This window comes from Staphylococcus sp. 2S1 (genome assembly GCF_046721335.1).
Lineage (GTDB): Bacteria > Bacillota > Bacilli > Staphylococcales > Staphylococcaceae > Staphylococcus > Staphylococcus equorum_A.
In genome coordinates this window covers 2,273,099-2,298,847 of sequence record NZ_JBEUUJ010000003.1, presented here as the reverse complement: position 1 = coordinate 2,298,847, position 25,749 = coordinate 2,273,099, and the positions used below count along the sequence as shown (strand labels likewise).

The following is a 25,749-nucleotide window of genomic DNA, read 5'->3' as shown; positions in this document are numbered from 1 at the left end:
TCAATTATTTACGGAAAATAGTAAAAAATCGTAGTAAGTTTGCAATTACCTACTAAAAACGTTATTATATCAAAGAATGTCATACATATTTACGGGCTAGAATTATGAAAGTGAGAAGGATAATACATGGATAAACAAGACCGTTTCAATAAACGCGAAAATATTAGGAACTTTTCAATTATCGCACATATAGACCATGGTAAATCTACGTTAGCTGATAGGATTTTAGAAAACACGAAATCAGTTGAATCGAGAGATATGCACGCACAATTGCTAGATTCCATGGATTTAGAACAAGAACGTGGTATAACAATTAAATTAAATGCTGTTCGCTTAAAGTATGAAGCTAAAGATGGTGAAATATACACATTCCACCTTATTGACACACCTGGACACGTAGATTTTACATACGAAGTGTCTAGATCATTAGCCGCTTGTGAAGGAGCAATCTTAGTAGTTGATGCGGCGCAAGGGATTGAGGCACAAACTTTAGCTAACGTTTACTTAGCTCTAGATAACGAATTGGAGCTACTGCCTGTAATTAACAAGATAGATTTACCTGCAGCAGAGCCAGAACGTGTGAAGCAGGAATTAGAAGATGTCATCGGTATCGATAAAGAGGATGTTGTGCTAGCAAGTGCAAAATCTAATATTGGTATAGAAGATATACTCGAAAAAATTGTTGAAGTTGTTCCTCCGCCGCAAGGCGACCCTGAAGCACCGTTGAAAGCACTTATCTTTGATTCTGAGTATGATCCTTATAGAGGCGTTATTTCATCTATAAGAGTTGTGGAAGGTACGGTTAAACCTGGAGACCGCATTAAAATGATGGCTACAGGTAAGGATTTCGAAGTTACTGAAGTTGGTATTAATACGCCAAAACAATTAGCTGTAGAAGAACTTACTGTCGGTGATGTAGGATACATTATAGCTAGTATAAAAAATGTTGACGACTCACGTGTTGGTGATACAATCACGCATGTAAGACGTCCTGCTGAACAAGCACTACAAGGTTATAAAAAAATGAACCCGATGGTATTCTGTGGTTTATTCCCTATAGATAACAAAGACTACAACGACTTGCGTGATGCATTAGAAAAATTACAATTAAATGATGCCTCATTAGAATTCGAACCTGAATCATCACAAGCATTAGGCTTTGGTTATCGTACCGGTTTCTTAGGTATGCTTCATATGGAAATTATTCAAGAACGTATCGAACGTGAATTCGGTATTGCACTTATTGCAACAGCACCGTCAGTAATCTATCAATGTATTATGAAAACAGGTGAAGAAGTTACTGTTGATAATCCAGCCAATATGCCTGAAAGAGATAAAATTGATACGATCTACGAACCATTTGTTAGAGCTACTATGATGGTACCTAATGATTATGTTGGTGCTGTAATGGAATTATGTCAGCGTAAACGTGGACAATTTGTAAATATGGAGTACATGGATGATATTCGTGTAAATATTATTTATGAAATTCCATTATCAGAAGTGGTTTTTGATTTCTTCGATCAACTTAAATCGAATACAAAAGGTTATGCTTCTTTTGATTATGAATTTATTGATAATAAAGAAAGTGACTTAGTAAAAATGGACATATTGCTAAATGGCGAAAAAGTAGATGCTTTAAGCTTTATAGTACATAAAGAATTCGCATATGATCGTGGTAAAATGTTAGTTGAAAAATTAAAAACACTTATTCCAAGACAACAATTTGAGGTTCCTGTTCAAGCAGACAGTTGGCCAAAAGATTGTTGCGCGTACAAATATTAAATCGATGGGTAAAAATGTATTGTCTAAATGTTACGGCGGAGATATTAGCCGTAAGAAAAAATTATTAGAAAAACAAAAAGCCGGAAAAGCTAAAATGAAATCTGTAGGTAACGTTGAGATTCCTCAAGATGCATTCCTAGCAGTTCTTAAGATGGATGAAGATTAATATAAATTAAACATTGGGGCCTTAAATCCATTCGATTTATGCCCCAGTTTTTTGTTGTGTGCTCACATCTTCAAAAAATGAAAGTAGGTGAACGCAATATGGAAGTGAAAAGTGCTTATATCCATATTCCTTTTTGCGTGAGGATTTGTACGTATTGTGATTTCAACAAGTACTTTATACAAAACCAACCAGTTGATACGTATTTAGATTGTTTAATCACTGAAATGCAACAAAGTGAAATAAGAAAATTAGAAACAGTTTTTGTTGGCGGCGGTACGCCCACAAGCACTTGATTATCAACAACTCGAAAAATTATTAGTAGCTATTACAGATACTTTTGAAATAAAAGGCGAATTTAGCTTTGAAGCAAATCCCGATGAATTAACAATTGAAAAAGTTCAATTACTTAAAAATTACGGTGTCAATAGGTTGTCTATGGGTGTTCAAACATTTAAACCAGAATTATTAGACATACTTGGTAGAACACACAAAACAGAAGATATTTATCAATCTGTTGCTAATGCTCGTCAAGTTGGCATTCCATCTATTAGTTTAGATTTAATGTATCATTTGCCAAACCAGACTCTAGAAGATTTTCAAGATAGTCTAGAAAAGGCTTTGTCGATGGATATTGATCATATATCCAGTTATGGTTTGATATTAGAACCCAAAACAAAATTTTATAATATGTATAGAAAAGGACAATTGAAAGTTCCTAATGAAGATATTGGTGAAGAAATGTACGAATATCTATTAGAAAGAATGGAACAATCAGAGATGCATCAATATGAAATATCCAATTTCGGTAAAGTTGGACATGAATCCGAACACAATAAAGTGTATTGGAAAAATGAAGGCTATTATGGCTTTGGTGCTTGGTGCAAGTGGTTATGTAAATGGAGAGCGTTATAATAATGTAAATCCAGTAAACCATTACATTAAAAAAGTACAAAACAATGAACGACCCGTATTAGATTCAACATTTCCTACTGAAACAGAACAAATGGAAGAAGAAATGTTTTTAGGATTACGGATGAATATAGGTGTGGATAAAGACAAATTTTCACAGAAATTTGGAAAAACCTTAGAAGAAGTCTATGGTCAAACTATAGAAGACTTAATTCAACGTGAACTTTTAATTGATCAAAATGGACATATCACGATGACTGAACGTGGAAAAGTGATTGGGAATATTGTCTTTGAAGCATTTTTATTAAATGTATAAATAAATTTAAAATTGAATGCTTTAACATTGACTTACTTTGACCAATTTGATAAATTATAATTAGCACTTGGAACAAAAGAGTGCTAATGAGGTGAAAACATGATTAGCGATAGACAATTGAGCATACTTAATGCAATTGTTGAAGATTATGTTGATTTAGGTCATCCAATTGGTTCAAAAACACTGATTGAACGACACAAATTGAATTTTAGTCCTGCAACTATTCGAAACGAGATGAAGCATCTCGAAGATCTTGAATTGATTGAGAAGACACATACTTCATCAGGGCGATCACCATCACAGTCAGGCATCAGATATTATGTGAATCAATTATTGCAACAAACATCTCATCAACAGCAAACAAAAATTCAACGTTTGAGTGATTTACTAGTTGATAATCATTATGACATTTCCTCAGCATTGAGCGAATTTGCAAATGAACTTTCAATTGCATCTCAATATACAACGTTGGTAATGCGTCCAAATCACAAAAAAGATATAATTAATAACATTCATTTGATTCGAGCAAATGCCTATTTGGTTATAATGGTAGTCGTGTTCACATCCGGTCATGTAGAACATCTGCATTTAGCATCCGAAGTTCCGTTATCTAATGACGAACTGACAAAAATTTCGAATTTTGTTACTGCTAAATATGATGAATGGAATCATCATCGTTTTGAAAATGAGTTAGATGCTTTTGTTAATTCTGAATTAGAGAAGCATTTTATCAAAGATATGCTAAGTACAATCGAGATTCATTTTGATAATCAAAGTAATGGCATTTTTATGGGCGGAAAGGTTAAACTAATTGATGCGTTGAATGAAACGAACGTGTCATCGATTCAACCTATTTTGCAATATATAGAATCGAATAAAATCACGCAATTACTTGATGATATGTCCAATTCGACAATTAACGTCAAAATTGGACATGAAATAGAATCAAGTTTGAGTGGTATTTCTATCGTCACAAGTCAGTATCACATTGACGATAGATTAAAAGGCCAAATTGCGGTTATCGGACCAACAGCAATGAATTATCAGAACGTAATACGATTACTAAATACGATTTGGTAATTAAGTATTGTATTGGAGGGCGGAAAATGACAGAAAAAAATGAATCAGTATTTGATCAAGAAGCAAATGAAGATGTAACTGATAACGAGCAAAATACATCTTCTGTTAATACTGATGAAACTACAGAAGCATCACAAGATAATCTGCAGGAGGATGATTCACAAGAAACTACAGAAAATGTAGATCCTAAAGATGAAGAAATTCAACAATTAAAACAAGATGTTCAAGAAAATGAAGAAAAGTATTTAAGATTATACGCAGAGTTTGAAAATTATAAGCGTAGAATCCAAAAAGAAAATCAAACAATGAAAGCATATAAAGCGCAAGATGTACTTAATGATATTCTACCAACAATAGATAACATTGAGCGTGCGTTACAAATTGAAGGCGAAAATGAACAATTCCAATCACTTAAAAAAGGTGTGGAAATGATTCATGAAAGTTTAATTAATGCATTAAAAGAAAATGGTTTAGAATTAATTGAAACAGAAGGTCATCAATTTGACCCGAACATTCATCAAGCTGTAGTTCAAGATGACAATCCTGATTTTGAATCAGGCGAAATCACTCAAGAGCTACAAAAAGGTTATAAACTAAAAGAACGTGTATTAAGACCTTCAATGGTTAAAGTAAATCAATAGGTTTTAGTATTGATGAAAACACCAATTTATATAAACAAACAGGAGGAAATTATTTATGAGTAAAGTAATAGGTATTGACTTAGGTACAACAAATTCATGTGTTTCAATTTTAGAAGGCGATGAGCCAAAAGTAATCCAAAACCCTGAAGGTGCAAGAACTACACCATCAGTAGTTGCATTTAAAAATGATGAAACTCAAGTAGGTGAAGTTGCTAAACGTCAAGCAATCACAAACCCTAATACAATTCAATCAATTAAACGTCATATGGGTACGAATTACAAAGTTGATGTTGAAGGTAAATCATACACACCTCAAGAAATCTCAGCAATGGTATTACAAAACCTTAAAGGTACAGCTGAAGATTACCTTGGTGAAAAAGTAGAAAAAGCAGTTATTACTGTTCCTGCATATTTCAACGACAGTGAACGTCAAGCAACTAAAGATGCTGGTAAAATCGCTGGTTTAGAAGTAGAACGTATTATTAACGAACCAACTGCAGCAGCTTTAGCATATGGTTTAGACAAAACAGAAAAAGAAGAAAAAGTATTAGTTTTTGACTTAGGTGGCGGTACTTTTGACGTTTCAATCCTTGAATTAGGTGACGGCGTATTCGAAGTACTTTCTACTGCAGGTGACAACAAACTAGGCGGAGATGACTTTGATGAAGTAATCATTAACTATTTAGTTTCTGAATTCAAAAAAGAAAACGGCGTAGATTTATCAAAAGATAAAATGGCTTTACAACGTCTTAAAGACGCTGCTGAAAAAGCTAAAAAAGATTTATCTGGCGTTTCTCAAACTCAAATTTCACTACCATTTATTTCAGCTGGAGAAAATGGCCCATTACACTTAGAAATTAATTTAACTCGTGCTAAATTTGAAGAATTAGCTGACGATTTAATCAGAAGAACAATGGTACCAACTCGCCAAGCAATGAGCGATGCAGGCTTATCAAGTTCAGAAATTGATGAAGTTATCTTAGTTGGTGGTTCAACAAGAATCCCAGCAGTTCAAGAAGCTGTTAAAAAAGAAGTAGGTAAAGAACCTAATAAAGGCGTTAACCCTGATGAAGTTGTTGCTATGGGTGCGGCGATTCAAGGTGGCGTAATCACTGGTGATGTTAAAGACGTAGTATTATTAGACGTTACACCATTATCATTAGGTATTGAAATCATGGGCGGACGTATGAATACACTTATCGAAAGAAATACGACAATCCCAACATCTAAATCACAAGTCTACTCAACAGCAGCAGACAACCAACCAGCAGTTGATATTCACGTGTTACAAGGTGAACGTCCAATGGCATCAGACAATAAAACACTTGGTAGATTCCAATTAACTGACATTCCAGCAGCTCCACGTGGCGTACCTCAAATCGAAGTTACTTTCGACATCGATAAAAATGGTATTGTAAACGTTACTGCTAAGGACTTGGGAACAAATAAAGAGCAAAATATCACAATCCAATCTAGCTCTTCACTATCAGATGATGAAATCGATCGTATGGTTAAAGACGCTGAAGAAAATGCTGACGCTGACCAAAAACGTCGCGAAGAAAGTGATACAAGAAACGAAGCAGACAGCTTAGTATTCCAAGTTGAAAAAACGATCACTGATTTAGGTGAAAACATCAGCGAAGAAGATAAACAAAATGCTGAAGATAAGAAAGAAGCATTAAAATCAGCACTTGAAGGCGAAGATATTGAAGATATCAAAGCTAAAAAAGAAGAGTTAGAAAAAGTAGTTCAAGACTTATCAACAAAAGTATATGAACAAGTCGCTCAAGCTCAACAACAAGCACAAGGTGAAGAAGCAAATGCTTCTCAAGATAGTGATGTTGAAGATGCTGATTTCAAAGAAGTAAAAGATGAGGACAACCAAGACAACCAAAAATAAGTATAGTCATTGACTAATTAATTGTTATTAATAGAAAAATATGACACAATTGCTTAGCCAAATTAAGTCAAAGTCAATTGAACATTGGCTTTGACTTTTTCCTTTTTTAAAAATGATTTAATAAAACAGTAAAAGGAGAGATATTAGTGGCCAAAAAAGATTATTATGAAGTCTTAGGTGTCAGCAAAGGCGCTTCTAAAGATGAAATTAAAAAGGCTTATCGTAAATTATCAAAGAAGTATCACCCGGATATTAATCAAGAAGAAGGTTCTGATGAGAAGTTTAAAGAAATCTCTGAAGCCTATGAAACATTAAGCGATGAAAATAAACGCGCAAATTATGACCAATTTGGACATGATGGTCCTCAAGGTGGCTTTGGCGGCCAAGGATTCGGTGGCCAAGACTTTAGTGGATTTGGTGGCGGTGGTTTCGAAGATATATTCAGTTCATTCTTTGGTGGCGGCCGTCAACAACGTGATCCTAACGCCCCAAGAAAAGGCGATGACTTACAATATACAATGACAGTTACGTTTGATGAAGCTGTTTTCGGTAGTGAAAAAGAAATTTCAATCCGTAAAGATGTGTCTTGTCACACTTGTGATGGTGCGGGCGCTAAGCCAGGTACTAAAAAGAAAACTTGCGAATACTGTAGTGGTGCTTGGACATGTGTCTGTAGAACAAAATACAATACTTGGCAGAGTTAGAACTGAAAAAGTTTGTCCAGTATGTAGTGGTTCTGGACAAGAGTTTGAAGAACCATGTCCAACATGTAAGGGCAAAGGTACTGAGAACAAAAATGTTAAAATCAGTGTCACAATACCTGAAGGTGTAGATAATGAACAACAAATTAGATTAGCAGGTGAAGGTGCTCCTGGAGAAAATGGCGGACCTCAAGGTGATTTGTATATTGTATTTAGAGTTAAACCTTCAGAAAAATTTGAAAGAGATGGCGATGATATTTATTATTCACTTGATATCAGTATCGCTCAAGCATCACTAGGTGACGAGGTTAAAGTGCCGACGCTTAACAGCAGCGTGATGTTAACAATTCCAGCAGGTACGCAAACTGGAAAACAATTCCGTCTAAAAGAAAAAGGAATTAAGAATGTTCATGGCTACGGCTATGGCGACTTATTTATCAATATAAATGTCGTAACACCAAGTAAAATGAGTGATCGACAAAAAGAATTATTAAGAGAATTTGCCGAAATTGATGGCGAAGAAATTTCTGAACAAGCATCAAATTTTAGAGACAAAGCTAAAAGATTCTTTAAAGGAGATTAGAATATGAATTGGACCGAGATATCAATCATTGCTAATCATGAAGTAACGCCTATAATTACTAATATATTGGAAAATTTTGGTTCAAATGGTGTTGTTATAGAGGACTCTCATGACTTAAATCACGACTTTGAGGATAAATATGGCGAGCTATATGCGCTTAATGCTAATGATTACCCTAAACAAGGGGTCAGGCTAAAAGCGTATTTCAATGAACTGAAATATACTGAAACGTTTAGAAAAGCGCTTTTAAATGAAATTTCGCAAGTTGAATCTCTAGATAACTCTATTTTTAACTACGAAGAACAAATGCTTCAAGAACAAGATTGGGAAAATGAATGGAAAAATTATTTTCATCCATTTCGTGCATCAAAACAATTTACGATAGTCCCTAGTTGGGAAACATATCAAAAAGAAGATGATAGTGAGTTGTGCATAGAATTGGATCCAGGTATGGCATTCGGTACAGGCGATCATCCTACAACGAGCATGTGTTTAAAAGCAATTGAAACTTATGTGAAGCCGAATGATTCAGTTATAGATGTTGGTACAGGTTCAGGAATATTAAGTATTGCCGCACATCTTTTAGGTGTTAAACGTATTAAAGCATTAGACGTTGATGAAATGGCAGTGAAAGTTGCTAAAGAAAATTTCATGAAAAATAATTGTGCTAAGGCAATTGAAGCTGTTCCTGGTAATTTACTAACAGAAGAAACTGAAAAATTTGATGTTGTTGTCGCCAATATTTTAGCTCATATTATTGAAGAAATGATCGAAGATGCTTATAACGTTTTAAATAAAGATGGTTATTTTATAACTTCTGGTATTATAGAAGAAAAACATGAATCTATTATAAATCATATGAAGCGTAGTGGTTTTGAAATTGTTTCTATTAATCACGATAACAGTTGGGTTTGTATCGTTGGACAGAAAGTGAGCGAATAACGATGCAAAGATACTTTATTGACCAAAACGCTGATGTAAATCAGCGTTTTTTCATTACTGATAAAGGTGACATACACCATATATCCAATGTGATGCGTCATCAGACTGGCGATAAAATAATTATTACATTTGTGGATCAGAACGTATATAAGTGTCAGATTATCGATATAGCTACTGAAGGTATTGAACTTTCGTTAGTAGAAAAAATTGATATTGATACTGAATTACCTCAACATATTACGATTTGTAGTGGTTTAATTAAAGCTGATAAATATGAATGGATGCTCCAAAAATCGACAGAATTAGGTGCTAATCATTTCATAGTCGCTGGTATGAAACGTTCAGTGGTTAAATTAAATGATAGTAAGATTGTTAAAAAATTAGAGCGCTGGCAAAAGATTATTAAAGAAGCAACTGAGCAAAGCTACCGTTTAGCTATACCGTCCATAACTTATGAACCAAGTTTAAAAGTAGTTTATAATCATATCGATGAATACGATTATGTACTCATCGCTTATGAAGATGCTCGCTAAAACAGGTGAAACGCACAATTTTAAGTCTGTAGTTCGTGAAATGAAATCTGGTGCTCGTGTGTTAGTTATATTTGGGCCAGAAGGTGGCTTATCAGAAGAAGAAGTAGCATTATTCGATGGTAAGGCGTATCAAATTGGTCTAGGTCCTAGAATTTTAAGAGCAGAAACTGCACCACTTTACGTATTAAGTGCTGTAAGTTTTGAAAAAGATTTATTAGATTAATGTTAAAATAATCATGTGTTAAGTAATACAATGTATACATTTTAGTACAAATTTTTGCTTTAAATTAAAAAATTGTAAATTTTACTAATTGACCGCTTTAATCAGATATATTATACTGATTAATACATGGTCATAACCATGAAATGATAATAAAGTTTCGTTGATATTTGGAGGGAGGGAAATACACATGTCTAAAACAACAGTTAAGAGTAATGAATCACTTGAAGATGCGTTACGTCGTTTCAAACGTACAGTTTCTAAAAGCGGTACAATTCAAGAAGTTCGTAAGCGTGAATATTACGAAAAACCTAGTGTTAAACGTAAGAAAAAATCAGAAGCCGCGCGTAAACGTAAATAGTATTTACTAACGGTAGCTTGCACGTAAACGAATATTCTAATAATTAATTGTGTCGTTGACTCCCTCAACACCAACATTAATTATAAATAGTAATAGTCTTAGTTGTTCAACAACTAAGACTATTATTTTTTTATATATTCAGGTTCATGATTTGAAAAAATTAATATAATTAACATTTATGCTATAAACGCTATAATCATACATTCATTTCATGTATAATCAAGTTGAGAGCGAGGTGATAGAGTGATTCCTTCGAGTAGTATACATACAATATTTTCAGTCAACTTTGTTGAACAAGGAAATTGGATTGATAATGTTGCAAGCGTTATCGTCAGTCCGTTTGGAGCTTTAATTTTAACTTGTATTATCTTCCTAGGATTTTTATATCAATTATACTCTAATAAGATAAATATTGTGGGTATCGTTGCCACATTAGCCTTATTGATACTCTTTTTAGGGTTTTTTGTAAAAGGCGATGTCAACTTGTATTCAATCATCTTATTTGGAATCGGTGTCATATTGGTAATAATAGAACTTTTTGTTGTTGGTGCGATTATCGGAATTATCGGTATGGGGCTAATAATTTTTAGTATTATTACTTTAGGTGACAATTTAATTTATATGATTGCTAGTGTAGTTGTAGCATTGATATTATCAATCATAGAGTGGGTGGTACTAGTGAAAATTTTCAAACGTAAGATACCGTTTTTAGATAAAGTAGTTTTGAAGGATTCTACAAATGCAGAGGCAGGCTACACTTCACATGAAGATCGCTCTCATTTAGTTGGGCTTACTGCTACTACATTAACAGATTTAAGACCAGCAGGAATCATTACACTCAACAATGAACGTATCGACGCAGTTTCTGATGGATCATTTATTTTGCGAAATAAAGCAGTAACCATTTTAGAAGTAGAAGGTACGAGAGTTGTTGTTAGAGAAAACGAATCATAAAGGAGAGAAAGTATGATCGGATTAGTTGTTATCGTCGTCATAGTAGTAATAGCTTTATTATTACTATTTTCATTTGTTCCAGTCGGATTATGGATTTCAGCAATAGTCGCAGGCGTTAAAGTAGGTATTGGAACATTAGTTGGTATGAGACTTCGTAGAGTTTCACCACGAAAAGTTATTTCACCATTAATTAAGGCACACAAAGCTGGTTTGAATTTAACAACAAACCAACTTGAATCACATTACTTAGCAGGAGGAAACGTTGACCGTGTTGTTGATGCTAACATTGCAAGCACAAAGAGCCGACATCAACTTACCATTTGAACGTGGAGCGACTATTGATTTAGCTGGCCGTGATGTATTAGAGGCTGTTCAAATGTCAGTTAACCCAAAAGTAATAGAAACACCATTTATCGCAGGTGTAGCGATGAACGGTATCGAAGTAAAAGCTAAAGCGCGTATTACTGTTCGTGCTAACATCGCTCGTTTAGTAGGTGGTGCTCGGTGAAGAAACAATTATTGCACGTGTCGGTGAAGGTATCGTATCAACAATTGGTTCTAGTGAGCACCATACACAAGTTTTAGAAAACCCAGACAATATTTCTAAAACAGTACTTAGTAAAGGTTTAGATTCTGGTACAGCATTTGAAATCTTATCAATCGATATTGCTGACGTTGATATCAGCAAAAACATTGGTGCAGACTTACAAACTGAACAAGCACTTGCTGACAAAAACATTGCACAAGCTAAAGCAGAAGAACGTAGAGCAATGGCTGTAGCTCAAGAGCAAGAAATGAAAGCTAAAGTTCAAGAAATGCGTTCTAAAGTTGTTGAAGCAGAAGCAGAAGTACCACTTGCTATGGCAGAAGCGTTACGTTCTGGCAACTTAGGCGTTAAGGATTATTATAACCTTAAAAATGTTGAAGCTGATACTGGCATGAGAAACTCAATCAACGAACGTACGAACCCAAAAGATGATGAATCACCGGAAAATTAATTAGGGGTGATTAAATGAATATAGCTATTATTATCTTTGTAATATCTGTGATTGTTACAATAGTCAGCGCTATTAGCGATAATAGCCATAAAGATAGAAAAAACCAAAAACCACCAATAAATAATCAACCTAATCGAAATGATCAGCCACCTAAAAGAGGCGGTTTCCTTGATGAAATTGGTAAAGCATTCAAAGAAATCGAACAACAAATGAATGAAGGACCAACGAGGAAAGATATTGAACAACAACCGCAAAAGCGTGCGGAACCCGCAAGACCAGTTGAAACTAGAGCTGAAAAAATGGAAACGCCAAATCCTCAACAAACGACTCGAACAATGCGTACAGACAACGAGACTGAAGCAGAAAAGTTAAAACGTTCGCAAGAGCAAAAAGAGGATAAACTGCAAAAAGAACTTGAAGCAGATTTAATGGGCGAATTACAAGATGTGCGTACAGAAATTGATCGTGAAAACGAGAAAAAACTGAAGAGAACTGAAAGAAGAGCACGTGCTATTATTTCAGATAAATATTTATCTGAGAGAACAAAACGTTTCCGTTTAAAACAGTTAATGGATGCACAGGCAATTCAGAGTCCAGTTACTAATGAAAAATATAGGTTTGCAGAAGATGAAGTTGTAAATGGTATTATTTGGTCGGAAATATTAGAAAAACCCAAAAGATTATAGCGCAGTATAGTCTATAAATTAAACGCCTTATGGAGTCGATATATAATGACTTTGTAAGGCGTTTTTGTGTATTTGCAATAATTTCAATGAAAAAATAACCATAATAAATTAAACTAATAGCTCACGACTAATAAGAATGTAAACATCATGTAAAATTTGATAAATGAGCCTCTATTTAATACTCTTTGAAATAATATATAGTTAATTCGTGATATAATGATGGTGTAATCATCATTATATGATTGAATTGTTAAATGCTTAAAATAATTTAATGAACGATAATAATTTTTGTAAGTTAAAATCTAATAGGATAAAATAAGATGAAACGAATATATTTGTAAAGGAGCACCTATATGCCTGGAATTATTCAAATAGATGACATCAATGAAGCTCAAGCGCTCATTGGTAATAACGATGAACACCTTAAATTAATTGAGGAAGGGTTTGATGTCATTGTACATGCTCGAGGTCAAGAAATCTCTGTAAAAGGAGAGCAAGTAGAGCATGTTAAAAAAGCAGAATCAGTACTCATTAACCTTTTGAAAGTCATTCAACAAGGTATTTCAATCTCTTCAAAAGATGTTGAAGCAACAGTGAAAATGGCAAATAATGGTACGATTCAATACTTATTAGATTTATATGAAGAAGAAATAACTAAAGATGCATACGGAAAGACCATCCGTGCAAAAACCATGGGTCAACGTATGTATGTAAATGCTATGTATCATAATGATTTAGTGTTTGGTGTAGGACCAGCTGGTACAGGAAAAACCTTCTTAGCGGTTGTGTACGTCGCGAAACAGTTAAGAAAAGGAAATGTTAAACGAATTGTGCTAACAAGACCTGCAGTGGAAGCAGGAGAGTCACTAGGCTTCTTGCCAGGAGATCTAAAGGAAAAGGTTGATCCATACTTAAGACCTCTGTATGACGGTTTAAATACTGTTTTAGGAAGAGAACAAACGGCGCGCTTTATAGAAAGAGGCATCATAGAAATTGCGCCCCTAGCTTATATGCGCGGTAGAACATTAGATGATGCTTTTGTTATTTTAGATGAGGCACAAAATACAACACAAGCACAAATGAAAATGTTCTTAACTCGACTAGGTTTTGATTCGAAAATGGTAGTTACTGGAGACCAAACTCAAGTAGACTTACCTAAAGGAGTTAAAAGTGGTCTAAAAGAAGCAGTTAAAAAATTAAAAGAAGTTAAAGGCTTAAGCGTACATTATCTTGATCAAAGTGATGTTGTACGTCACCCATTAGTAAGTAAAATTATTGACCGTTACGAAGGAGAAGAGTAAATGTTTACAATAGACTTTAGTGATCACACTGAAATAGTTAAAAGTGAATGGTTAACTCAGATTGATAAACTCCTCACTTTTGCAAAAGAGCAAGAACAAATTGATAGCGATGCCGAGTTATCTGTAACTTTTGTAGATAAAACCGAAATTCAAGAAATTAATAAAATGTATCGTGATAAAGATAAAGTAACAGATGTTATCTCATTTGCTTTAGAAGAAGATGAACCAGAAATTATTGGACTTGATATGCCAAGAGTATTAGGCGACATTATTATTTGTACTGACGTAGCTCAGTGAACAAGCCGATTCTTACGGTCATTCTTTTGAAAGAGAATTAGGCTTTCTTGCACTCCATGGTTTCTTACATCTATTAGGTTATGATCATATAGATGAAGAGGACGAAAAAGAAATGTTTGGGCGACAAGATCAAATTCTAAATGCTTATGGTTTAACAAGAGATTAGAGGTAGACATGAAACGTTTTAAATACGCTTTTCAAGGTATGTTAGTACTATTAAATAAAGACAGCAAATTTTTAATGCATCTTTTATTAGGGCTTGCCACTGTTATTTGTGGTATTGCTTTTGGTATTAGTCAATTAGAATGGCTTTTTATTATTATAGCGATAGGTGTTGTACTTGCTTTCGAAGCTATCAATACAGCAGTAGAATATGTGGTTGATTTAGTTACAGGTGATTATCATATATTAGCAAAAAAGGCTAAAGATATCGCCGCTTTTAGTGTTGTGTTAGCTTCTATTACTGCACTTGCTATTGGTCTCGTTGTTTTTTTACCATATGTGTTCTAAATTGTAGTGCAATTTTATAGAATTTGTTTATACTTAAAGAACAGAGTAATTAAACATTAAATCGATAATTAAGTGGATTTTTTTAATAACCCTTAATATTGAATAGGAGCGTGTTAGCTATGGCTTATCAATCACACTATTTTACAGAAGTAAGAAATGCTCAAGCCAATTCATATTCACCATATAGTAATTTTAAAGTTGGTGCATATTTAAGAACGAAAGACGGTAAAGTTTATCATGGAGCAAATGTTGAAAACGCAAGCATACTCAATGGCAATTTGTGCAGAGAGATCAAGTTTGGTTGCCGCAATATCAGATGGTTATAGACCAGGTGATTTTGAATCAATTACAGTTACTGTTGATGCAGATGCGCCATCTTCACCATGTGGTGAATGTCGTCAGGTGTTAAAAGAATTATGCGATGACGATATGCCAGTATATATGACTAATCATAAAGGCGATATGATAGAATCAACCGTAAATGACTTATTACCATTAGGATTTTCTGGAAAGGATTTAAATTAATGACAGGACATAAATCAGGATTTATATCAATTATAGGTAGACCCAATGTTGGGAAATCTACGTTTGTTAACCGTGTGATCGGACATAAGATAGCTATTATGTCTGATAAAGCACAAACTACAAGAAACAAAATTCAAGGCGTTATGACACAAGAAGATGCTCAAATCATTTTCTTAGATACACCTGGTATTCATAAACCGAAACATAAATTAGGCGACTACATGATGCGCGTCGCTACAAACACGTTATCTGAAATAGATGCTATTATGTTCATGGTAAATGTAAATGAAGATATAGGTCGTGGTGATGAGTATATTATGGATATGCTTAAAACGATTAAAACACCTGTCTTTTTAGTATTAAATAAAATTGATTTAGTACACCCAGATGAACTTATGCCAAGAATTGAAAAATACAAAAAATATATGGATTTCACTGAAATTGTACCAATTTCAGCACTGGAAGGCTTAAATGTAGATCATTTTATAAATGTAATAAAATCTTATCTACCAGAAGGACCTAAGTACTATCCAGATGATCAAATCTCTGATCATCCAGAACAATTTGTTGTAGGCGAGTTAATTCGTGAAAAGATTTTACATTTAACAAGTGAAGAAATCCCTCATGCCATTGGTGTAAACGTAGATCGCATGGTTAAAGAAGATGAAGACAGAGTTCGAATTGAAGCAACAATATTTGTTGAACGAGATTCACAAAAAGGTATTGTTATTGGTAAAGGCGGTAAAAAACTTAAAGAAGTTGGTAAACGTGCACGCCAAGATATCGAAATGTTACTAGGATCTAAAGTTTATTTAGAACTTTGGGTAAAAGTCCAAAAAGATTGGCGAAATAAAGTTAACTTCATCCGTCAAATGGGTTATTTAGAAGATCGAGATTAATTTGGGAGTCGGTGAGCTAATGTGTTAATCAAACAAAAAGGTATTATTATTAAAACGGTTGATTATGGCGAATCCGATAAAATTATCACAATTTTAAATGAGCATGGTGCAAAAGTACCACTAATGGTGCGAAGAGCTAAAAAAAGCAAAAGTGGTTTACAAGCTAATACACAGTTATTTGTGTATGGCTTATTTATTTATTCTAAATGGAAGGGTATGGGAACACTGAGTTCTGTCGATGTAATAGACCAAAATTACAACCTTCGTTTAGATATTTATGAAAGTAGCTTTGCCAGTTTAAGTGCAGAAACAATTGACCGCTCGATTGAAAGTGATGAAATTTCTCAATATAGCTATGATTTATTACATTTTGTATTGTCGAAAATTAAAGATGGTGTATCTGCCCAACTCATGTCAGTCATTGTTTTATTAAAATGTATGACAAAATTTGGCTTCAATGCAATTTTTGACAAGTGTGTAGTTACTGATAGTAATGATCAATCTCGTTTAATTGGTTATAGTTTTAAATTTGATGGTGCTATTTCTGCGAATGTGCGACATCAAGATCCACATGCACTCATTTTAATGAATAAAACACTTTATCTATTGGATATATTGCAAAAATTGCCGATTAGTCAAATGAGTTCTTTGAGTATTCATGATGATGTAGTAGATGAAATGTCAGAGTTAATGATTATGCTCTATAGCGAATATGCAGGTATGTTTTTTAAAAGTCAAAAGTTAATTAACCAACTACATAGATTAGATAGTAATCTGTAATTATCTATGTACGAGAAGAACGTAAATTTAAAAAAGAGTACACCTTGAAAATAAATTTCAAGGTGTACTCTTTTTATATTAATAATATATGTTTTCAGCTGTTTGAATAGATGAAAAATGATGGAGTCAGCCGACAAAATTAAATTGTTGTAGCAAGATTTCGTCATGAGCCCGACTTGGCAAAGTAGCTTGGAAATTTGAATACAAGTGCTGAAGCTTTTCCATAGGAACCAATTCTCTTCATAAATGAAGTTGTAGTTCTTTAAGATCTAGATATAAGCACATCTTCAATTCATTCAACCACTGCCAATATAAAAATTGAGGCTGAGACATGTATTATGTCTCAGCCTCATCACGTTATTAGCAATCTGCTAAATCACAGCTGTGTATTTTATTTAAAAATTAGAATTTTACTTTTTCAGTTAAGAAAGCTTCTAATTCTGAAATTGGCATACGTACTTGTTCCATTGAATCACGGTCACGTACTGTAACTTGTTGATCTTCTAATGAATCAAAGTCAAAAGTAATACAGTAAGGTGTGCCGATTTCATCTTGACGACGGTAGCGTTTACCAATAGATTGTGATTCATCGAAATCTATTGCAAAGTTAGCGCTTAGCTCTTCAAATATTTTGATAGCGTCGCCAGATAATTTTTTGCTTAATGGTAAGATAGCGGCTTTATATGGTGCTAGAGCAGGGTGGAAGTGTAATACAGTTCTAGAATCTTTACTTCCTTCAACGCCTTCCTCACTATATGCATCACATAAGAAAGCTAATGTAACACGATCAAGCACCTAATGAAGGTTCGATACAATATGGAATATATTTTTCGCCTGATTCTTGATCGTGATATTGGAAATCTTCACCTGAATGTTCACTGTGTTGTTTCAAGTCGAAGTCTGTACGACTTGCGATTCCCCATAATTCACCCCAACCGAATGGGAAACGATATTCAATATCTGTTGTAGCATTAGAATAGTGAGATAATTCATCAGCGTCATGATCACGTAAACGTGTAGCTTCTTCGCTTAAATTTAAGTCTTTTAACCATTGACTTGCAAATGTTTTCCAGTAGTTATACCATTCAATTTCTTCACCAGGCTTACAGAAGAATTCTAATTCCATTTGTTCGAATTCACGTGTTCTGAATATGAAGTTACCAGGTGTAATTTCGTTACGGAATGATTTACCAACTTGACCAATACCAAATGGTAATTTTTTACGCATTGTACGTTGTACATTTTTATAGTTTACGAAAATACCTTGTGCAGTTTCTGGACGTAAGAAAATTTCATTTGTTGAACTTTCAGTTACGCCTTGGAACGTTTTAAACATTAAGTTGAATTGACGAATATCAGTCCAATTGGCTGTACCACTTACAGAACAAACAATACCTTCTTCATCGATAATACGTTTCATTTCGTCGAAACTTAAGCCATCAGCTACAAAGTTTTCATCACCTTTAACATTTGCCATATGATCTTCGATAATTTTGTCAGCACGATAACGAATCTTGCTGTCTTTGTTATCGATCATAGGATCGTTAAAGTTACCTAAGTGACCTGAAGCTTCCCAAGTTTTTGGGTTCATTAAAATAGTCGCATCAATACCAACGTTATATGGTGATTGAGTGATGAATTTTTGCCACCAAGCTTTTTTAATATTATTTTTTAATTCTACTCCTAGTGGACCGTAATCCCATGTATTTGATAAACCACCATAAATATCACTACCAGGGAATACAAAACCTCTATGTTTTGCTAATGAGACAATTGTTTCCATATCTTTTGTCATAAAAAACACTCCTTTTTAACATAAAAACGCCCCAAGACAAAGAAAAAGCCAAAAAAACTTAATCATTGTCTTGGGACGAGTTAATCATTTTTAATCACATATAAAATATACATGTTTATTTAAATTATTCTTGATAACCCGCGGTTCCACCCAACTTAGTGTGTACACTCGCTTTTATCTATCATTTAATTGTGGCCAATGAGTCTTGTTAGGCTTTCACTGTCCCCAACTCGCTTTAATTTTAATATTAATGTATTGTGCGTTTATTAGCAAGTAATTATATGTATTTGTAGCAATTAAAAATTCCATGTATAATTAAGAAGAATGAGTGAAGGGGTGAAGTACAATAGAACTAAGTAAAAGACAACAGCAAATAGTTGAAATTGTCAAAAACAACGGTCCTATAACTGGTGAGCATATAGCAGAAAGACTTAGTTTGACACGTGCAACATTAAGACCTGACTTAGCCATTTTAACAATGTCCGGTATTTTAGAAGCTAGACCACGTGTAGGTTATTATTATTCTGGTAAGCCAAAGAATAAATTACTAGCTGATCAATTAAAACAATATATAGTGAAAGATTATGCATCGCATCCTGTTGTGGTTAAAAATGAGATGTCAGTTTATGATGCAATATGTACAATATTTTTAGAAGATGTCAGTACGTTATTCGTAATCAATAGTAATGGAGATTTTATTGGTGTTTGTTCGCGTAAGGATTTACTACGAGCATCTATGATTGGTGAAGATATACACACAATGCCTGTAAATATTATTATGACACGCATGCCGAACTTAAGCTTTATTCTTGAAGATGAAAGAGTCGTTTTTGCGACCAATTTAATGATTGAAAAAGAAATTGATTCACTACCCATCGTAATCAAAAAAGAAAATGGCAAATATGAAGTCAAAGGACGTATATCAAAAACTACAATTACAAAAATCTTTGTATCATTATTAAACGAATAGGTGGTATTTAACTTATGGAAAATATAAAAATTATAGTCGCATCGGACTCGGTAGGAGAAACAGCTGAGCTTGTGGCAAGAGCATGTATTTCACAATTTAATCCAAATCAATGCGATAGTGAAATTAATAGATATCCGTATATTGAAACTTTAGAAAATGTAGATGAAGTTATCCAAGTAGCTAAAGATACAGAAGCTATTGTTGTCTATACACTAGTTAAACCTGAAATAAGAAAATATATGGAATCAAAAATCAAAGAGGATGCAATCAAATCCGTAGATATTATGGGTCCGCTCATGAATATCCTCTTAGACAAAATTGATGAACAGCCTTATTTTGAACCAGGGCTAGTACATCAATTAGATGAGGCATATTTCAAAAAAATTGATGCAATTGAATTTGCTGTAAAATACGATGATGGCAAAGATCCTAAGGGACTAACAAAAGCAGATATCGTGCTATTAGGAATCTCTAGAACTTCAAAAACCCCACTATCACAATATCTTGCACACAAAAGTTACAAGGTGATGAATATACCTATTGTCCCAGAAGTAACACCACCGGATGATTTGTTTAACGTTGATCCATCAAAATGCATTGCTTTAAAAATAAGTGAAGAAAAACTAAACCGTATTCGTAAAGAACGTTTAAAACAACTCGGTTTAGGTGACAGTGCAAGATATGCGACTGAGCAGCGTATTGAAGAAGAATTAAATTACTTTCATGAACTCGTGGATAAGATAGGTTGTCCAGTTATTGATGTTTCTGATAAAGCGATAGAAGAAACTGCAAATGATATTATTAGCATTATTGAGCAAAATAGTTTCAAAAACCAATGAAAAAAGCTATAATATTGTAATTAATGTCTAATAGGTGATTAAGTTGCGAATAGAACAATCAACAATAAATGAAATAAAAGATAAGACTGACATACTCGACTTAGTAAGCGAGTATGTCAAATTAGAAAAAAAGGGACGCAATTATATTGGTTTGTGTCCTTTTCATGATGAAAAAACACCGTCATTTACAGTGTCAGAAGACAAACAAATTTGTCATTGCTTTGGTTGTAAAAAAGGTGGCAATGTTTTTCAATTTACTCAAGAAATAAAAGATATTTCTTTTACAGAAGCAGTAAAAGAATTAGGTGAACGTGTGAATATTGAAGTTGAAACTGACCAAAGTGCTTCAGGGCAAGATGATAAACATCAGGTTGCATCAGAAGATTTACAAATGATTGAAATGCATGAACTGATGCAAGAATATTATCACTATGCATTGAAGAAAACAGTAGAAGGTGAAGCAGACTTTAACTTATTTAAAAGAACGTGGATTTACAGATGCATTAATTGATGCAAGAAAAATTGGCTATGCACCAAAGAATTCTCACTTTTGTCATGATTTTTTACAAAAAAAAGGTTACGACATTCAATTAGCCTATGAAGCGGGTTTATTGTCTAGAAATGAAGAGAATTTTAGTTATTATGATCGCTTTCGAGATCGAGTTATGTTTCCACTGATGAACGCTCAAGGTAGAACAGTGGGTTATTCCGGTAGAACATATACGAATCAAGAGCCAAAGTATCTTAATAGTCCTGAAACGCCCATCTTCCAGAAACGAAGGTTGTTATACAATGTTGATAAGGCGCGAAAATCGATACGCAAAAATGATGAAATTATCTTATTAGAAGGATTTATGGATGTCATTAAAGTTGACCAAGCCGGAATCAAACAAGTCGTTGCTAGCATGGGTACACAAATTTCACAAGAACATATTGCTTTCATTAAGAAACTCACATCTAATGTAACGTTAATGTTTGATGGTGACTTTGCAGGTAGTGAAGCAACATTGAAATCAGGTCAAGCGTTATTGGAACAAGGATTTAATGTATTTGTGGTACAACTTCCAAAAGATATGGATCCAGATGAATATATTGGAAAACACGGCGCTGATGCATTTAACTATTATGTAGAACATGAAAAGAAATCATATATTTTATATAAAGTGCATATACATCAAGATGAAATAGACAATAATGATTTATCATATGAAAGATATTTAAAAGAGATAACAAATGATATATCACTCATGAAGTCATCAATACTTCGTAAAAAGATATTGCAAGAAGTATCGGAATTGTTTAAAGTTAGCTTGGATAGTCTAAATAATGAAGTAGGACACCAACAAGATTATTATCAACCTCAAGCTTACCAATTACCAACAGTCCCACAATTTAATAACTTAAACAAAAACGAAAAAGCAGAACGTGCTTTATTGAAACATTTTATGAATGATAAAGACACTTTCTTGAATTATCACAAATTACTTCAAGTAGAAGACTTTACAAATGAGTATTTTAAGCGTATATTTAATGTTTTACACCAGTTTTACTCTGAGCATGATACATTTAATATTAGTGACGTTTTACAGTACATTGATTCCAATGAAATCAAGGAAGCATTTATATCATTAGATAACTATATGATAAATGAAGAACCATTTGAATATGAAATTGATGACTATGTAAATACACTAACATCTAATAGAAATGAAGAAACGATAGAATCGCTTAATCATAAGCTACGGGAGGCTTCGAGGTTAGGTGATTTAGAATTGCAAAAATATTATTTAGAAAAAATTGTAAATCATAATAAAAATAGGATGAATTAATTCAATAATGAATGTATGTGTATATTAATAGGATTAACAGCCTGTATACTAGAATGTTATTTTAATTCAGTTTTATAAATTTTGACTATAAAATATTTTGGTATCAAGTTGATATTATATATTCGGGAGGCCTTTTCATGTCTGGAAATAAAGTTAAAGTTAAAAAACAAACCATCGACCCATCTCTAACTTTAGAAGATGTAAAAAAACAATTGATTGAAAAAGGTAAAAAGCAAGGACACTTGAGTCATGAAGAAATTGCTGAAAAAATGCAAAACTTCGAAATGGATTCTGATCAAATGGACGAACTTTTTGACCAATTAACAGATAACGACATAAGTTTAGTTAATGAAAAAGATAGTTCAGACAAAGATTCAAAATTAAATCCAAATGATTTAAGTGCACCTCCAGGTGTGAAAATAAATGATCCAGTCCGTATGTATTTAAAAGAAATCGGACGCGTAAATTTATTAAACGCACAAGAAGAAGTTGAATTGGCTAAAAGAATTGAAAAAGGCGATGAAATTGCTAAATCACGTTTAGCTGAAGCGAATTTACGTCTTGTAGTCAGTATAGCCAAAAGATACGTAGGACGCGGTATGCTGTTCCTTGACCTGATACAAGAAGGTAATATGGGACTTATTAAAGCCGTGGAAAAATTCGATTTCAATAAAGGTTTCAAATTCTCCACATATGCAACGTGGTGGATACGTCAAGCTATCACGCGTGCGATTGCTGACCAAGCACGTACGATTCGTATACCTGTTCACATGGTTGAAACAATTAATAAATTAATCCGTGTACAAAGACAATTATTACAAGATTTAGGCCGTGATCCAAGCACCAGAAGAAATTGGTGAAGAAATGGATTTACCACCTGAAAAAGTAAGAGAAATACTGAAAATAGCTCAAGAGCCAGTTTCTTTAGAAACACCAATTGGTGAAGAAGATGATAGTCATTTAGGCGACTTCATAGAAGACCAAGAAGCCCAAAGCCCTTCAGATCATGCGACTTATGAGTTGTTAAAAGAACAGTTAGAAGATGTATTAGATACACTAACTGACCGTGAAGAAAATGTATTACGCTTACGTTTTGGATTAGATGACGGTAGAACTCGTACATTAGAAGAAGTTGGTAAAGTGTTTGGTGTAACTAGAGAACGAATTCGTCAAATCGAAGCTAAGGCACTTAGAAAATTAAGACACCCAAGCAGAAGTAAACGTCTAAAAGACTTTATGGACTAACTTTTTAGCTCTTTTGTACAATGATGTACAAAAGAGCTTTTTACATATACATAGAGGAGAACTTTTTATGATTCCATTAAATCAAAGATTAAAAAAAGTAAGTACTTATATACAAGGCGATTGTCTAGCGGACATCGGTTCGGACCATGCATATTTACCAATTTTTGCAATTGAAAACAACTTAACGCAAAAGGCAATTGTCGGTGAAGTGATCAAAGGACCGTTTGAAGCATCGAAGCGCAATGTCATTGAACAACAACTACATTCTTTTATTGACGTTAGACTCGGTGACGGTTTATCTGTCATACAAAAGAGTGACGATATTTCATCGATTACGATTTGTGGTATGGGCGGGCCTTTAATTGCTAAAATACTAGATGAAGGTTCTGAAAAATTAACAAATCAACCGAGATTGATTTTGCAAAGCAACATCCAATCTAGTGCCATACGAAAACAACTTGTGAAGATGAATTACAGTATTATAGCTGAGGATATATTAGAAGAAAAAGGTCATATATATGAAATTATTGTTGCAGATTATTTAGAAAGTGTTGAACCTTTATCATCACAAGCATTAAAATTTGGCCCTGAATTATTGAAAAATAAAAACAATTTGTTTTTCAAAAAATGGGAACGCGAACGAGATGCATTATATAAAATACAACAGAATTTAAATCCACAACAAGACGCCGAACGCTTAAATGAAATCAATAATGAAATTAATTTAATCAATGAGGTGATATAAATGAACGTTGAACAATTTCTTCACATTATTAATCAGCATGTACCATTGAATACGGCAGAATCATGGGATAACGTAGGCTTACTTATTGGTGATACATCTTCTACAGTTACAGGGGTTCTGACTGCGCTTGACTGTACTGATGATGTAGTTGAGGAAGCAATGACGAATCAATGTAATACAATAGTTTGTCATCACCCGCTAATATTTAAAGGGGTTAAAAACATTACACAGCAAGATGGCTATGGAGCTATCATAAGGAAGTTAATTCAAAATAATATTAACCTTATCGCCTTGCATACAAATTTAGACGTTTATCCAAAAGGTGTTAATGCGATGCTCGGCTAATAAAATCGAATTACACAATCAACATATTCTAAATCCAGAAACAATTCCATATTTTAAAGTCCAAGTGTTTATTCCAAAAGTAAATTTAGAAACTTTCAAAAAACGTCTGAGTGAAGCAGGTTTAGCACAAGAAGGCGAATATGAATATTGCTTCTTTGAAAGCCCTGGTAACGGACAATTTAAACCTGTAGGTCATGCAAATCCACATATTGGTGAATTAGGATCTGTGGAACATGTTGAAGAGTATAAATTAGAATTTATGATTGAAGCCAATCAACGCGTTTTAGCACAACAATTAATCACACAACATCATCCATATGAAACACCCGTTTATGATTTTATAAAAATGGAAAAAGAAGCAAATTATGGTTTAGGTATGATCGGTGAACTTAAAGCATCTATGTCAGCAGAATCATTTGTGAAGCACGTTAAAACACAATTGCAAATGCCTAGTGTCCGATTTACTGGTGACAAAAACGCACAGATCAAAACAGTTGCTGTTATTGGTGGTTCTGGTATTGGTTTTGAGTATACTGCAGCTAAAAAAGGTGCAGATATATTTGTGACTGGAGATATTAAACATCATGATGCTTTAGACGCTAAAATTGCAGGTGTTAATTTATTAGATATTAACCATTATAGTGAATATGTGATGAAAGATGGATTGCGTCAACTTTTAATAACATGGTTAAACGACGAAGAATTTAATTTTAATATAAACGCATCCCAATTAAATACAGATCCATTTGAATATATATAATACGTGAATGACTCGAATTTACTTATGACAGGTAGGTTCGAGTTATTATTATGTACAATGAATGAATAACATATGCAATATGATTAAATAATTTAGTTCAAAATTATAAGCTAATGCTTTATAATAGATAAGAT

Annotated in this window: 14 protein-coding genes and 11 pseudogenes; 24 read left to right on the top strand and 1 reads right to left on the bottom strand. The window is 33.5% G+C overall.

Annotated elements, in window-relative coordinates; genetic code table 11:
- Positions 1–126 precede the first annotated feature (126 nt).
- The 18 genes and pseudogenes from lepA to recO all read left to right on the top strand — a co-directional run bounded on the left by lepA (position 127) and on the right by recO (position 17,087).
- Positions 127–1,951: pseudogene (lepA, locus tag ABLV90_RS12010) on the top strand (translation elongation factor 4).
- 98 nt (positions 1,952–2,049) lie between these two features.
- Positions 2,050–3,176 (top strand): annotated as a pseudogene (gene hemW, locus ABLV90_RS12005) (radical SAM family heme chaperone HemW).
- Positions 3,177–3,275: 99 nt separating this feature from the next.
- Positions 3,276–4,256, top strand: coding sequence for a heat-inducible transcriptional repressor HrcA (gene hrcA / locus ABLV90_RS12000; RefSeq protein WP_046465460.1), 981 nt, complete (start codon positions 3,276–3,278; stop codon positions 4,254–4,256).
- A 26-nt stretch (positions 4,257–4,282) separates the two neighbouring features.
- On the top strand, positions 4,283–4,897 hold the full coding sequence (gene grpE, locus ABLV90_RS11995; RefSeq protein WP_046465459.1) for a nucleotide exchange factor GrpE: 615 nt from the start codon (positions 4,283–4,285) through the stop codon (positions 4,895–4,897).
- A gap of 55 nt (positions 4,898–4,952) precedes the next feature.
- Positions 4,953–6,797: a molecular chaperone DnaK gene (gene dnaK / locus ABLV90_RS11990; RefSeq protein WP_460872685.1), complete on the top strand. Its 1,845-nt coding sequence runs from the start codon at positions 4,953–4,955 to the stop codon at positions 6,795–6,797.
- Positions 6,798–6,943: 146 nt separating this feature from the next.
- Positions 6,944–8,081 (top strand): annotated as a pseudogene (gene dnaJ / locus ABLV90_RS11985) (molecular chaperone DnaJ).
- 3 nt (positions 8,082–8,084) lie between these two features.
- A complete protein-coding gene (prmA, locus tag ABLV90_RS11980) occupies positions 8,085–9,023 on the top strand; it encodes a 50S ribosomal protein L11 methyltransferase (protein ID WP_427704342.1) in 939 nt (312 codons plus the stop codon).
- Positions 9,024–9,025: 2 nt separating this feature from the next.
- A pseudogene (locus tag ABLV90_RS11975) lies at positions 9,026–9,779 on the top strand (16S rRNA (uracil(1498)-N(3))-methyltransferase).
- A 187-nt stretch (positions 9,780–9,966) separates the two neighbouring features.
- On the top strand, positions 9,967–10,137 hold the full coding sequence (gene rpsU, locus ABLV90_RS11970) for a 30S ribosomal protein S21 (protein ID WP_002507473.1): 171 nt from the start codon (positions 9,967–9,969) through the stop codon (positions 10,135–10,137).
- A gap of 243 nt (positions 10,138–10,380) precedes the next feature.
- Positions 10,381–11,091, top strand: a complete 711-nt coding sequence (locus tag ABLV90_RS11965) for an NfeD family protein (protein WP_285323259.1) — start codon at positions 10,381–10,383, stop codon at positions 11,089–11,091.
- A gap of 12 nt (positions 11,092–11,103) precedes the next feature.
- A pseudogene (floA, locus tag ABLV90_RS11960) lies at positions 11,104–12,089 on the top strand (flotillin-like protein FloA).
- A 14-nt stretch (positions 12,090–12,103) separates the two neighbouring features.
- Complete coding sequence (locus tag ABLV90_RS11955; RefSeq protein ID WP_427704345.1) at positions 12,104–12,775, top strand: hypothetical protein; 672 nt, start codon at positions 12,104–12,106, stop codon at positions 12,773–12,775.
- Between the two features lie 353 nt (positions 12,776–13,128).
- Positions 13,129–14,076 carry a PhoH family protein gene (locus ABLV90_RS11950; protein WP_460872684.1) on the top strand — a complete coding sequence of 316 codons (948 nt, stop codon included), beginning with the start codon at positions 13,129–13,131 and terminating at the stop codon, positions 14,074–14,076.
- Positions 14,077–14,539 (top strand): annotated as a pseudogene (gene ybeY, locus ABLV90_RS11945) (rRNA maturation RNase YbeY).
- Positions 14,540–14,547: 8 nt separating this feature from the next.
- Positions 14,548–14,883 carry a diacylglycerol kinase family protein gene (locus tag ABLV90_RS11940; RefSeq protein WP_069815488.1) on the top strand — a complete coding sequence of 112 codons (336 nt, stop codon included), beginning with the start codon at positions 14,548–14,550 and terminating at the stop codon, positions 14,881–14,883.
- 119 nt (positions 14,884–15,002) lie between these two features.
- Positions 15,003–15,408, top strand: a pseudogene (gene cdd, locus ABLV90_RS11935) (cytidine deaminase).
- Positions 15,408–16,307, top strand: coding sequence for a GTPase Era (gene era, locus ABLV90_RS11930; protein ID WP_002507481.1), 900 nt, complete (start codon positions 15,408–15,410; stop codon positions 16,305–16,307). Before cdd ends, era begins: the two are co-directional and overlap by 1 nt.
- A gap of 21 nt (positions 16,308–16,328) precedes the next feature.
- On the top strand, positions 16,329–17,087 hold the full coding sequence (gene recO, locus ABLV90_RS11925; RefSeq protein WP_427704346.1) for a DNA repair protein RecO: 759 nt from the start codon (positions 16,329–16,331) through the stop codon (positions 17,085–17,087).
- Positions 17,088–17,489: 402 nt separating this feature from the next.
- Here recO and ABLV90_RS11920 read toward each other — a convergent pair.
- Positions 17,490–18,882, bottom strand: a pseudogene (locus ABLV90_RS11920) (glycine--tRNA ligase).
- 346 nt (positions 18,883–19,228) lie between these two features.
- On the opposite strand from ABLV90_RS11920, the gene ABLV90_RS11915 reads away from it, so the two are divergent.
- The 6 genes and pseudogenes from ABLV90_RS11915 (at position 19,229) to ABLV90_RS11890 (ending at position 25,615) form a co-directional block, all read left to right on the top strand.
- The gene (locus ABLV90_RS11915; protein ID WP_460872882.1) at positions 19,229–19,852 is read left to right on the top strand and encodes a helix-turn-helix transcriptional regulator; all 624 of its coding nucleotides are present in this window, start codon (positions 19,229–19,231) and stop codon (positions 19,850–19,852) included.
- Positions 19,853–19,866: 14 nt separating this feature from the next.
- Complete coding sequence (locus tag ABLV90_RS11910; RefSeq protein ID WP_046465445.1) at positions 19,867–20,691, top strand: pyruvate, water dikinase regulatory protein; 825 nt, start codon at positions 19,867–19,869, stop codon at positions 20,689–20,691.
- A gap of 43 nt (positions 20,692–20,734) precedes the next feature.
- Positions 20,735–22,520: pseudogene (gene dnaG, locus ABLV90_RS11905) on the top strand (DNA primase).
- A 137-nt stretch (positions 22,521–22,657) separates the two neighbouring features.
- A pseudogene (gene rpoD, locus ABLV90_RS11900) lies at positions 22,658–23,765 on the top strand (RNA polymerase sigma factor RpoD).
- A gap of 67 nt (positions 23,766–23,832) precedes the next feature.
- Positions 23,833–24,510, top strand: coding sequence for a tRNA (adenine(22)-N(1))-methyltransferase (locus tag ABLV90_RS11895; protein ID WP_460872683.1), 678 nt, complete (start codon positions 23,833–23,835; stop codon positions 24,508–24,510).
- Positions 24,511–25,615 (top strand): annotated as a pseudogene (locus tag ABLV90_RS11890) (Nif3-like dinuclear metal center hexameric protein). It abuts the gene before it with no gap.
- The last annotated feature ends 134 nt before the right edge of the window (positions 25,616–25,749 follow it).

Excerpts from the sequence above, each read along its gene's own strand:
- hrcA (WP_046465460.1), top strand. The coding sequence starts at position 3,276 with ATGATTAGCGATAGACAATTGAGCATACTTAATGCAATTGTTGAAGAT.
- grpE (WP_046465459.1), top strand. The coding sequence starts at position 4,283 with ATGACAGAAAAAAATGAATCAGTATTTGATCAAGAAGCAAATGAAGAT.
- dnaK (WP_460872685.1), top strand. The coding sequence starts at position 4,953 with ATGAGTAAAGTAATAGGTATTGACTTAGGTACAACAAATTCATGTGTT.
- prmA (WP_427704342.1), top strand. The coding sequence starts at position 8,085 with ATGAATTGGACCGAGATATCAATCATTGCTAATCATGAAGTAACGCCT.
- rpsU (WP_002507473.1), top strand. The coding sequence starts at position 9,967 with ATGTCTAAAACAACAGTTAAGAGTAATGAATCACTTGAAGATGCGTTA.
- ABLV90_RS11955 (WP_427704345.1), top strand. The coding sequence starts at position 12,104 with ATGAATATAGCTATTATTATCTTTGTAATATCTGTGATTGTTACAATA.
- ABLV90_RS11950 (WP_460872684.1), top strand. The coding sequence starts at position 13,129 with ATGCCTGGAATTATTCAAATAGATGACATCAATGAAGCTCAAGCGCTC.
- ABLV90_RS11940 (WP_069815488.1), top strand. The coding sequence starts at position 14,548 with ATGAAACGTTTTAAATACGCTTTTCAAGGTATGTTAGTACTATTAAAT.
- era (WP_002507481.1), top strand. The coding sequence starts at position 15,408 with ATGACAGGACATAAATCAGGATTTATATCAATTATAGGTAGACCCAAT.
- ABLV90_RS11910 (WP_046465445.1), top strand. The coding sequence starts at position 19,867 with ATGGAAAATATAAAAATTATAGTCGCATCGGACTCGGTAGGAGAAACA.
- ABLV90_RS11895 (WP_460872683.1), top strand. The coding sequence starts at position 23,833 with ATGATTCCATTAAATCAAAGATTAAAAAAAGTAAGTACTTATATACAA.